This is a genomic window from Pseudomonas sp. GW458-11-26-14-LB4, from assembly GCF_059423925.1.
Genome location: NZ_JBWKYU010000037.1, coordinates 1 through 10,797, shown reverse-complemented (window position 1 = coordinate 10,797; position 10,797 = coordinate 1). Strand labels below are relative to the sequence as shown.

The window sequence follows — 10,797 nt, the reverse complement described above, 5'->3', positions numbered from 1 at the left end:
GCGTCCCCTAGGGGACTCGAACCCCTGTTACCGCCGTGAAAGGGCGGTGTCCTAGGCCACTAGACGAAGGGGACACACTACAACATTCACTCCCTGCCGCGTTTCGCTGTGTGCTTTACGCTGCAAGTGGCGCGCATTCTATGGATGGATTGAAAGGTCGTCAACCCCCAGATATAAATTTATTTAAATCAATGACTTCGACCTGCTTTACGGGCCGTTTCCGGCTTTTGCGTCGCCCGACGATTGACGCCTATATTCCGACACTCGCCAAGGCGTTATAGTCCACGGCACAGGTGATGGCAATCTGAACCCCAAGGGCCAGCATTTATATAAGCCGGTTCCTGGCCGATACAGATTCAGCCTCGCCGATCCAAACCCGTCGAGCGGCGCTAGGCTCCTCTATGCCAAGCCACTACACTCGCACGCGAACCCTATAAAGAGGTCTTACCGGTGACACCACTCATGATCACCCTGCTAGTCATAGCCGGGATCGCAATCTTGATCGCCATTGGCTACATGAACCATGTGGTGGAAAACACCAAACTGGAGAAGGCCCGCACCAAGGTCGAACTCAACGACCGCCTGCGCCGTTGCGGCGAACTGACCGAAACCTTCCCCGGCCAGTTCATGACCCCGGCCCTCAAGCTGCTGCTGACCCGCCTTGAGCTGAACGTCTGCCAGCGCCTGCTGAACCTGGAAAAGACCAGCGCCACCACCAAGGCCCGCATCACTGAACTCAGCGCCCTCGTCGCCCAGGGCGAATCGATCCCGGTCAACAACCCACCGGCCCCGATCCAGACCGAAGCCAAGGCCAAAGACGTCCGCTTCCTCCTTGAAGCCCTCCACGGCCAGATCACCCGCGCCGCCCAGGACGGCTTCCTGCCACCGAACGAAGCCAAACACTGGGTCCGCGAAGTACGCCACATCCTCGTACTGCTGCACATCGAGTTCTTCAACAACCTCGGCCAGCACGCCCTCCAGCAAAACCAGCCAGGCCAGGCCCGCCTCGCCTTCGAACGCGGCGTGCAATACCTGCGCAAACAGCAGGACCCGCAAATCTACGCCGAACAACTCCAATACCTGGAAAAACTCCTGGCCCGCGCCAACGCCCAGGTCATGGACAAAATCGCCCCGGTCGAAGGCGAAGAAAACCAACTGACTGCCGGCCTCAAAGATGTCGAGGCTGACGCGGACTGGAAGAAGAAAGTGATTTACGACTGAGCGCAGTCAAAAAGAGAAGCCACCGAGAGGTGGCTTTTTTATTGCCTGAAAGAAGATCAAAAGCTTTCCCTCACCCTAGCCCTCTCCCGGAGGGAGAGGGAACTGACCGCGCTGTTTGGGAGAGGTACGCCGACGTGAAAGACCGAGTCGCACTCGGGTTTTGAAATGTATGCAACTCAACTCACACTGCTGCACCTGCTGCACCTGCTGCACCTGCTGCACCTGCTGTACCTTGCACCTTGCACCTTGCACCTTGCACCTTCTGCATCCTCTGCTTCTTCTACTCTTGCTTCTACTCTTGCTTCTGCTTCTGCTTCTGCTTTGGCTTCCCACCACTCAACACAATGAGCGTTAGCTCGAGTACCGCTTTTGACGTGCCGGCCCCATCGGAAGGCTGAGTGGAGGGATTTATCCGGGGGTGGGAGCGCAGCGACCGTGCGGCGAAGCCGCATGCATCGAGAGGAGGTGCAGCGAAGCAAACCGTAGGCGATGCCCCCGGATGAATCCCGGAACGAAGGAACACCGAGCCAAAGCGAGGTGCCGAACGCAGGGGCCCAGCCTTTTGGTTCCTTTTTGGCGTTTGAAAAAGGGACTCGCCGTAAGGGCGAAACCGCCAGCCGGAGCACCCGTAGAAACGGATATGAACGCAATAAAACGCGAACCTGGTCGGCCCAAAGGCCGCCAAGGTCAAAGCCGAAAGTGCCCCACCATCCCCCGCAACTCACTCCCCAACTGCGCCAGCTCAACACTCGAAGCCGCATTCCCGCGCATGGCAATCGAAGACTGATCCGCACTCGCCCGAATACTCGTCACACTGCGATTGATCTCCTCGGCCACCGAACTCTGCTCCTCGGCCGCCGCCGCAATCTGCTGGTTCATCTGCTGAATCAACGAAACCGCCGCCGCAATACTCCCCAGTGCGCTTTCGGTCTGCAACGCATCACTCACCGCCAGCTTCACCAACTCGCCACTGCTCTGAATCTGCTGCACCGACGAATGCGCCGCCGAACGCAAGGCACTGACCAGCCGCTCGATCTCCTCGGTCGACTGCTGCGTGCGTCGAGCCAGTGCCCGCACCTCATCGGCGACCACCGCAAAGCCCCTGCCCTGCTCGCCCGCCCGCGCCGCTTCGATCGCCGCGTTGAGCGCCAGCAGGTTGGTCTGCTCGGCGACACTCTTGATCACCCCCAGCACCGTGCCGATATTCTGGATTTCCGCACTGAGGCTTTCGATGCTCGAACTGGCCGACGTCGCCGAATCCGCCAGTTGCTCGATCCGCGCCATGCTCTGACGCACCACCTGCTGGCCGCTTTCGACCTTGCCATCGGCGGTCTGCGCCGCGAGCGCCGCTTCTTCGGCATTGCGCGCCACATCGTGCACGGTGGCGGTCATCTGGTTCATGGCCGTGGCGACCTGTTCGGTTTCCTCTTTCTGGCTGCTGACCTCAAGGTTGGTCTGCTCGGTCACCGCCGACAGCGATTGCGCCGAACTCGCCAGCTGTTCGATCCCCGCCTGCAACCCGCTGACAATCGTGCTCAAACCCGCGCCCATCTGCTGCATGGCCAGCATCAACTGACCGATTTCGTCCCGCCGGGTGACCTCGATCGTTGCACTCAGATCACCGGCCGCAATCTGTTGCGCCACATGAATCACGCTGCGCAACGGCGCCACAATCAGTCGGGTGATCACCCACGCCGCGATCAGCCCGACCAGCAACGCCAGCGCCGACGAGCCAATGATCAGCACCGAATTCTTTTTCAGTTCGCCCTGCATCGCGCCGTCTTGCGCGACATACGCCTGATCGACCCGCGCCACGACTTCGTCGGCTCGCTGATGCAACTGCTGATAGACAGTCTTTTCCTGGGCCAGCAACCCGGTGTACTCGGCAAGCTTGTCGCTGAAACCGGCAATGTGTCCGGACACTTCATTGAGTACCGTCAGGTAACCCTCGTCCTTGACCGTGGACTTGAGCTGCTCAGCCTGCGCCTGGGCTTGCGCAGCCTGTTCGATATTGCCTTGGCCGGCGCTGTCGTCACCCTTGCGGCTTTGATCCAGTCGCACCCGCGCTTCGTTCATCGCCTGCAACATCAAGCGCGAAACCTGGCTGACCTGACCGGCCTGCTCGATGAATTGCGCCCCGTCCTTGCCCTCGCTGTCTTTCAGGGTATACGCGCCGTCGTCGGCCAGACCGGCCTGCAACACATCGAGATTGTTGGCGACGCTGGACACCGACCAACTGGCCATCTCCAGCGCCAGGTCCTTGGCCTGGGACAACGAGACGAATTCATCGAACGCCTTGCGGTAAGCGCTCAATGACTGTTGGACGTCGTTCATGACCGACTCATTGCCCGGCGACAAAATCTTGAGCTGGTCGGCCATGGCGATCAGACCGTCGACACCCTCATGCAAGGCATCGACGGTTTTCGGGTTGCCGTGCAGGGCGTAGTCCTGCTCCAGCAGGCGCACCTTGAGCAAGCCACTGTTGAGCGATGACATCTGCTTGAGGCCATCGAAGCGCTGACTGATGGTTTGCAGGGACCAGACGCCAATGGCGGCCACCAGCGCCGTCAGCAGCAACACCAGCACAAACCCGATACCCAGTTTTTTTGCCATACCGAGGTTGGCAAAACGTCCTTGCACGGCCGAAATCATTGCGCGTAGTCCCCTGCCATAGTCTGTTGTCGAAGATTCGCAATGGCCTTGAACCAGCACAAGTCTCTGGCGTCGGAATAATGGCAAAAAGCTACGCACGCGTCGTTTTCAGAACGCTTGAGGTCGATCCACGGTCGTGCTGCGAAAAAACTGTCGCGCCCGGGGATCACAGGCGTAAGCCACGTTGATGCGCTGCCAGTCGCAGGCTTCACCACTGGGGCTGAACGAGGTTGCACAAGACAGCTGCACCCCGCAGCGCGAGGCTTGCCTGCGCAAATGCGCTTCATCCGCCAGCGGCGCGCGCGCCCAGATGAACAGGCCGCCCGTGGGCTTGCCGAACACTTCCCACCCGGCATCTTCCAGGGCCTGCAAAGCCGCCGCACGATCAGTATTGAGGCGCTGGCGCTGGCGCTGCACCAGTTTGCGGTAGGCGCCACTGGCCAGCATCCCGGCCAGCACCGCCTCGCAGAACCTCGAGGTGCCCATGCAACTGATCATCTTGACCCGCGCCATCCGCTCGATCAGTTCGCCATCGGCCAACACGAAACCCACTCGCAGCGAGCTGCTCAGGGTCTTGGAAAAACTGCCGACGTAAATCACCCGTCCCTCGTCATCCAGCGCTGCCAGTCGAGTGCCGCTGCCATTGTGCAGGTCAGCGTAAACATCATCTTCGATCAGCCGCAGATCGTAGAGCCTGCTCAACTCCAGGATACGTCGGGCGACCGCCGGCAGCAGGCAACTGCCCGTGGGATTGTGATGGTGACTGTTGATGAACAACGCGGCGGGCCGAAACTGTTGCAGCAACGCCTCGAGCGCCTCGAGATCCGGCCCGCCCGGCGTGCGGCGAACCTCCAGCATGCGCACGCCGTGCAAGCGCAGGAGATCGAACAGCGGCGCATAACCGGGCGTCTCGACCACCACGCAATCACCGGCCTTGAACAGGGTACGCACGATCAGGTCCAGTCCGTGGCTGGCGCCGGCGGTGGTCATCACCTGTTCTGCCACGGCCCTGATACTCAGCAATCCCAGGCGCTTGATGATCTGTTCGCGTAACGCCGGCAGCCCCAGAGGCGTGCTGTAGTTGAACAGACTGGCCATGTCGGCGCGCGCCACTTCGCGGATCGCATAGGCGAGATCATCGGGCTCGCGCCAACTCTCCGGCAGGACGCCACTTCCCAGCGTCAAACCGCCGCGCCATCGGGCGGCTGGCCCCCCCCCGCTGCGCTCTCCCTCACACCCGGTGCCATCGATCGCCTTGCAGCAATCGGGCAATGAAGACGCCACCATAAATCCCGAGCCCTGACGCGAGGCCAGAACCCCTTGCGCCACAAGGCGCTGGCAAGCTTCCATGACGCAGGACTGGCTGAGCAGATTGCACCGTGCGATCTCTCGCACGGAGGGCAGACGCGTCGTCGGCGGCACTTGCCCCTGCATGATCCACTCGGTCAACCCGTCAACAATCTGCTGTACGACCGGCACCATTGCCTGTCGGTCAATTCTCAATTCCATGAGCGCGCAAACTCCTGTCCGTTTTTGCTGGCGGCAGTAAATCACAGCCACGTCCTTGAGACTGTGCGACAAAACCGCCAAAAACCTCCTTTCTCAATATTTGAAACACATTGTTTAGCGAATTCACGGAGCCGCCCCCGAGACGAAAAAAGCCCGCCGATGGGCGGGCTCGTTCATGCATCAGCCAATGGCCTCTCAGAAGGCGGTCACGCCACCATCCACGGCCAGCGAATGGCCGGTGGTAAACGCTGCGCCATCACTGCACAGGTACAGCACGGCGCTGGCAATTTCCTCGACCTTGCCGATGCGCCCGACCGGGTGCATGGCGTTGGCGAATTCGCCTTTTTTCGGATCCGCTTCGTAGGCGCGGCGGAACATGTCGGTGTCGATCACTGCCGGGCATACGGCGTTGACGCGGATTTTCTTCTTGGCGTATTCGATCGCAGCCGATTTGGTCAGACCGATTACCGCATGCTTGGAAGCCGCGTAGATGCTCATCTTCGGCGCAGCGCCCAATCCGGCCACCGACGCGGTATTGACGATCGCCCCGCCGCCCTGGGCCAGCAGCAACGGCAATTGATACTTCATGCACAGCCAGACGCCCTTGACGTTGACGCCCATGATCGCGTCGAACTCATCCATCGAGCCTTCGGCCAGTTTGCCTTTCTCGATCTCGATCCCGGCGTTGTTGAAGGCATAGTCGAGACGGCCGTAGGTATTGATCACCTCGTCCATCAGATCTTTCACTTCGCTTTCGACGGTCACGTTGCAGCGCACGAAGGTCGCTTCGCCACCGGCTGTACGAATCAGCGCCACGGTGCCCTCGCCCCCGGCCGCATCCAGATCGGCCACCACCACCTTCAGACCTTCGGCGGCGAATGCCTGGGCCGTCGCGCGGCCGATGCCGTTGGCCGCGCCGGTGACGACGGCTACCTGACCGGAAAACGTCATGCTCATTGTTATGTCCTCGAATGCGGGGGGATTGATGAAGGCAGCATAGCCACAGGGGCCTGAGTGACGTCAGCACTATCAAAAGGCCGGTTAGGCTTGCATGAATCGCAGTGATGAAACCCAGCAGGGGACTATCACCGTACTGGATCAACCTGCATTCGCCCCATGAGCCAACCTTGCGGCATCGCCCATGAAGGTCTATCAACAAGGCTTCATTCAATTCGAGTGCCTGTCATGACCAACCAGACCAATCGCCAGTTCCTGCTCGCCAAACGCCCGGTGGGCGCCGCCACCCGCGAGACCTTCACCTATCAGGAAGTACCGGTCGGCGAGCCGGCGGCGGGGCAGATTCTGGTCAAGAACGAATACCTGTCCCTCGACCCGGCCATGCGCGGCTGGATGAATGAAGGCAAATCCTACATTCCACCGGTAGGTCTGGGCGAAGTCATGCGCGCGCTGGGCGTAGGCAAAGTAGTCGCGTCGAACAATCCGGGGTTTGCCGTTGGCGACTACGTCAACGGTGCCATTGGCGTGCAGGATTATTTCCTTGGCGAGCCAAAAGGCTTCTACAAGGTCGATCCGAAACTGGCACCGCTGCCGGTTTATCTGTCCGCACTGGGCATGACCGGCATGACCGCCTACTTCGCCCTGCTCGATGTCGGCGCACCGAAGGCCGGCGACACCGTGGTGTTGTCCGGTGCAGCGGGCGCGGTCGGCAGCATTGCCGGGCAGATTGCCAAGATCAAAGGTTGCCGGGTGATCGGCATCGCCGGCGGCGCGGACAAGTGCAAGTTCCTGATCGATGAACTGGGCTTCGACGGCGCCATCGACTACAAGAGCGAAGACGTGCTGGCCGGCCTCAAGCGCGAATGCCCGAAAGGCGTGGACGTGTATTTCGACAACGTCGGCGGCGACATCCTCGACGCGGTGCTGAGCCGCCTGAACTTCAAGGCGCGCGTGGTGATCTGCGGCGCGATCAGCCAGTACAACAACAAGGAAGCGGTCAAAGGCCCGGCCAACTACCTGTCGCTGCTGGTCAACCGCGCGCGGATGGAAGGTTTCGTGGTGATGGATTACGCCGCGCAGTACGCCAGTGCCGCCCAGGAAATGGCCGGCTGGATGGCCAAGGGTCAGCTCAAGAGCAAGGAAGACATCGTCGAAGGCCTGGAAACCTTCCCGGAAACCCTGGGCAAACTGTTCAGCGGCGAGAACTTCGGCAAACTGGTGTTGAAGGTCTGAAAACAAGGAAGGGAGCCATCGGGCTCCCTTCTTTGATGCTTCAGCTGTTCGCTCAGGCCAGTTCGGCAACCACCGAGGCCAGCGCCTTGGCCGGATCCGCCGCCTGGCTGATCGGACGGCCGATCACCAGATAGTCGGAACCGGCATCCAGCGCCTGACGCGGGGTCAGGATGCGACGCTGGTCGTCCTGGGCGCTGCCCGCCGGACGAATCCCCGGGGTCACCAGTTGCAGCGACGGGTGCGCGGTTTTCAGCGCAGTGGCTTCCAGCGCCGAGCACACCAGACCGTCCATCCCGGCCTTTTCGGCCAGCGCCGCCAGACGCAGCACCTGCTCCTGCGGCTCGATGTCCAGACCGATACCCGCCAGATCCTCACGCTCCATGCTGGTCAGCACGGTCACGCCGATCAGCAACGGCTGCGGACCGCTGCGCTTGTCCAGCTCTTCACGGCAGGCCGCCATCATGCGCAGGCCGCCGGAGCAGTGAACGTTGACCATCCACACGCCCATCTCGGCAGCAGCCTTGACCGCCATCGCCGTGGTGTTGGGAATGTCGTGGAATTTCAGGTCGAGGAATACTTCAAAACCCTTGTCACGCAGGGTGCCGACGATTTCCGCGGCGCAACTGGTGAACAGTTCCTTGCCCACTTTGACCCGGCACAGTTTCGGGTCCAACTGGTCGGCCAGCTTCAGTGCGGCGTCACGGGTAGGGAAATCCAGGGCGACGATGATAGGAGTCTGGCAGGCGGACATGGATGGGCTCTCAGGCAAGTCGAAATCGGCGCGCATTGTAGCGGAACCGGCGGCGGCGCGGCACCCGATGATCGGTAAATCGTCGCGCCAACCGTGATCAGCATAGCCTTGCAGGGTATTGTGTCGAACCCGATACACAACCGACACGCCGACAACATGCGCCCGCGCTAGCCTCGCCAGCCGCAACAAGTCCTTACAGCAGCCCTTCCCGCCTCACGGCCGGACGCCTATGCTGAAACCACAACCTCGCAGCCTATCTTTGTGGTTGGCGGCCTACTGGCAGATGAACAGCCTCATGCACAACTCCCAAGCCTCCGTGAACGACGAGCAGAAAGACGACAAGCGCTGGAGCATCCGTGCCCTGATCGTCGACGATGACGTGCCGATCCGCGAACTGATGATCGACTACCTGGCCCGCTTCAACATTCACGCCAGCGGCGTCACCGACGGTGCGGCCATGCGCCAGGCGATGCAGGCCGAGCATTTCGACGTGGTGGTGCTCGACCTTATGCTGCCCGGCGAAGACGGTCTGTCGCTGTGCCGCTGGCTGCGCGCGGAGTCCGACATCCCGATCCTGATGCTCACCGCCCGCTGCGAACCCACCGACCGGATCATCGGCCTGGAACTGGGCGCCGATGACTACATGGCCAAACCGTTCGAACCACGGGAACTGGTGGCGCGGATCCAGACGATTCTGCGTCGGGTGCGCGACGACCGCACCGAACAGCGTGCGAACATTCGCTTCGATAACTGGCGCCTGAACAGCGTGCTGCGCCAGTTGATCGCCGACGACGGGCTGGTGGTGCCGCTGTCCAACGCCGAGTTCCGCCTGCTCTGGGTGTTCATCGAACGTCCGCGCCGGGTGCTCAGCCGCGAACAGTTGCTGGACGCTGCCCGTGGCCGCTCGATCGAAGCATTCGACCGCAGCATCGACCTGCTGGTCTCGCGTCTGCGGCAAAAACTCGGCGACGACCCGAAAGCCCCGCAACTGATCAAGACCGTACGGGGTGAAGGCTACCTGTTCGACGCCCGGGACATTGGCTGATGCGAGCGCGCTTCGACACGCTGTTCGGCCGCCTGTTTGGCATGCTGTTGGTGGCGATTGTCCTGGCGCACCTGCTGGCCTTCGCCTGGTTCCGCCTCTACGGCCCACCGCCCCCGCCACCGCCGCCGGAGTTCTCGCAAAACCTCGACGGTCAACAGCCGGCTCAGGATCCACGCTACCCGCCCCGTCCACCGCGCCCCTGGTTCGGCGGGCCGATCGTGCCGCTGACCTTCCAGTTCATCTCGCTGATCATCGCCGCCTGGTACGGCGCCAAGCTGCTGACCCGGCCGATCCAGCGCCTGAGCGATGCAGCCGAACGCCTGAGCGAAGACCTCGACAGCCCACCACTGGACGAAACCGGCCCGCGGGAAGCCCGACAGGCCGCACACACCTTTAACCTGATGCAGCAGCGCATTCGTGAACAGGTGCAGCAACGCGCGCGGATGCTCGGCGCCGTCTCCCACGACCTGCGCACCCCGCTGTCACGGCTGAAACTGCGCCTGGAAAACATCAACGACGACAAGCTGCAAGGCCAGATGCGCCAGGATCTGGACGACATGATCGGCATGCTCGACGCCACCCTCACCTACCTGCACGAACAGCGCACCAGCGAAGCCTTGCAGTTGATGGACGTGCAGGCGCTGGTCGAATCACTGTGCGAAAACGCCCAGGATCAAGGCGCCGACGTGCAGGTCAGCGGCCACTGTGCCCCCTTGCAGGTGCAACCGATGGCACTGCGCTCATGCATCAACAACCTGATGGACAACGCCCTGCGCTACGCCGGCCAAGCGCACATCGAACTGCAGGACCAACGCGAACAGCTGCTGATCCGCGTCATCGACCACGGCCCGGGCATCGCGGCGGACAAGCGCGAAGCCGTATTCGAGCCGTTCTTCCGCCTCGAAGGCTCACGCAACCGCAACTCCGGCGGCGTCGGTCTGGGCATGACCATCGCCCGGGAAGCGGCGCAACGTCAGGGCGGACAACTGACCCTGGCAGAAACACCCGGCGGCGGCCTGACCGCCGCGATCCAGCTACCCCGCCACTGAGCCTGACTGTGTACCGACCGGTACAAACTTCACATACCCACGACACCTTGCGACTGGAGGCTGCATAAGCCGGTACACCCACCGGTTTTCCAGTCCAAGGAGTGAGCCCGATGATCGGTAGCGTCAGCAACTACACGAGCTATACCAGCACCAGCAGCACCTCCACCCAAAACGCCCGCACCCAGCAACTGCAAAAGGAACTGTTCGCCAAACTCGACAGCAACGGCGACGGCGCGGTGGATCAGGACGAACTGGGTAGCGCCCTGTCACAAAAGTCCAACGACGGCCTGCTGGTCAGCCTGAGCAAACAATTCGGCGATCTGGACAGCGACGCCAGCGGCAGCCTCAGCGCCGAAGAAATGACCGCCATGGCCCCACCC

9 protein-coding genes, 1 tRNA gene and 1 pseudogene are annotated in these 10,797 nt (G+C 61.7%); 5 read left to right on the top strand and 6 right to left on the bottom strand.

The genetic code is table 11. The features are described from left to right. Window position 1: 1 nt before the first annotated feature. Window positions 2–74: transfer RNA gene (locus AC07XZ_RS28925), tRNA-Glu, on the bottom strand. 388 nt (window positions 75–462) lie between these two features. Here AC07XZ_RS28925 and AC07XZ_RS28920 point away from each other — a divergent pair. After that, entirely contained in the window at window positions 463–1,221 is a 759-nt protein-coding gene (locus AC07XZ_RS28920; protein WP_173892861.1) for a hypothetical protein, read from the top strand. Window positions 1,222–1,908: 687 nt separating this feature from the next. Here AC07XZ_RS28920 and AC07XZ_RS28915 read toward each other — a convergent pair. From AC07XZ_RS28915 to AC07XZ_RS28900, 4 genes and pseudogenes are all read right to left on the bottom strand, one after another. Further along, a complete protein-coding gene (locus AC07XZ_RS28915) occupies window positions 1,909–2,613 on the bottom strand; it encodes a methyl-accepting chemotaxis protein (RefSeq protein ID WP_372239305.1) in 705 nt (234 codons plus the stop codon). Between the two features lie 204 nt (window positions 2,614–2,817). Then, window positions 2,818–3,717, bottom strand: a pseudogene (locus AC07XZ_RS28910) (methyl-accepting chemotaxis protein); the annotation flags it as partial. 264 nt (window positions 3,718–3,981) lie between these two features. After that, the gene (locus AC07XZ_RS28905; RefSeq protein ID WP_102688658.1) at window positions 3,982–5,382 is read right to left on the bottom strand and encodes an aminotransferase-like domain-containing protein; all 1,401 of its coding nucleotides are present in this window, start codon (window positions 5,380–5,382) and stop codon (window positions 3,982–3,984) included. Between the two features lie 195 nt (window positions 5,383–5,577). After that, on the bottom strand, window positions 5,578–6,339 hold the full coding sequence (locus AC07XZ_RS28900; RefSeq protein ID WP_102688659.1) for an SDR family oxidoreductase: 762 nt from the start codon (window positions 6,337–6,339) through the stop codon (window positions 5,578–5,580). 228 nt (window positions 6,340–6,567) lie between these two features. On the opposite strand from AC07XZ_RS28900, the gene AC07XZ_RS28895 reads away from it, so the two are divergent. Continuing rightward, window positions 6,568–7,572, top strand: a complete 1,005-nt coding sequence (locus AC07XZ_RS28895) for an NADP-dependent oxidoreductase (protein WP_102688660.1) — start codon at window positions 6,568–6,570, stop codon at window positions 7,570–7,572. A 52-nt stretch (window positions 7,573–7,624) separates the two neighbouring features. Here the strand turns inward: AC07XZ_RS28895 and pyrF are convergent, their stop codons facing one another. Then, the gene (gene pyrF, locus AC07XZ_RS28890) at window positions 7,625–8,323 is read right to left on the bottom strand and encodes an orotidine-5'-phosphate decarboxylase (RefSeq protein WP_007960372.1); all 699 of its coding nucleotides are present in this window, start codon (window positions 8,321–8,323) and stop codon (window positions 7,625–7,627) included. 295 nt (window positions 8,324–8,618) lie between these two features. Between pyrF and AC07XZ_RS28885 the strand changes: the two genes are divergently transcribed. The 3 genes from AC07XZ_RS28885 to AC07XZ_RS28875 form a co-directional block, all read left to right on the top strand. Next, the gene (locus tag AC07XZ_RS28885; RefSeq protein WP_085607468.1) at window positions 8,619–9,368 is read left to right on the top strand and encodes a response regulator; all 750 of its coding nucleotides are present in this window, start codon (window positions 8,619–8,621) and stop codon (window positions 9,366–9,368) included. Then, complete coding sequence (locus tag AC07XZ_RS28880; protein WP_102688661.1) at window positions 9,368–10,417, top strand: sensor histidine kinase; 1,050 nt, start codon at window positions 9,368–9,370, stop codon at window positions 10,415–10,417. Before AC07XZ_RS28885 ends, AC07XZ_RS28880 begins: the two co-directional genes overlap by 1 nt. A 110-nt stretch (window positions 10,418–10,527) precedes the next feature. Continuing rightward, window positions 10,528–10,797: EF-hand domain-containing protein (locus AC07XZ_RS28875; RefSeq protein WP_146024047.1), on the top strand; the 270-nt coding region annotated here is incomplete at its 3' end.

Bases quoted from the DNA above. Each gene is read 5' to 3' on its own strand.
- AC07XZ_RS28920 (WP_173892861.1), top strand. From the start codon at position 463: ATGATCACCCTGCTAGTCATAGCCGGGATCGCAATCTTGATCGCCATT.
- AC07XZ_RS28915 (WP_372239305.1), bottom strand. From the start codon at position 2,613: ATGACCGCCACCGTGCACGATGTGGCGCGCAATGCCGAAGAAGCGGCG.
- AC07XZ_RS28905 (WP_102688658.1), bottom strand. From the start codon at position 5,382: ATGGAATTGAGAATTGACCGACAGGCAATGGTGCCGGTCGTACAGCAG.
- AC07XZ_RS28900 (WP_102688659.1), bottom strand. From the start codon at position 6,339: ATGAGCATGACGTTTTCCGGTCAGGTAGCCGTCGTCACCGGCGCGGCC.
- AC07XZ_RS28895 (WP_102688660.1), top strand. From the start codon at position 6,568: ATGACCAACCAGACCAATCGCCAGTTCCTGCTCGCCAAACGCCCGGTG.
- pyrF (WP_007960372.1), bottom strand. From the start codon at position 8,323: ATGTCCGCCTGCCAGACTCCTATCATCGTCGCCCTGGATTTCCCTACC.
- AC07XZ_RS28885 (WP_085607468.1), top strand. From the start codon at position 8,619: ATGCACAACTCCCAAGCCTCCGTGAACGACGAGCAGAAAGACGACAAG.
- AC07XZ_RS28880 (WP_102688661.1), top strand. From the start codon at position 9,368: ATGCGAGCGCGCTTCGACACGCTGTTCGGCCGCCTGTTTGGCATGCTG.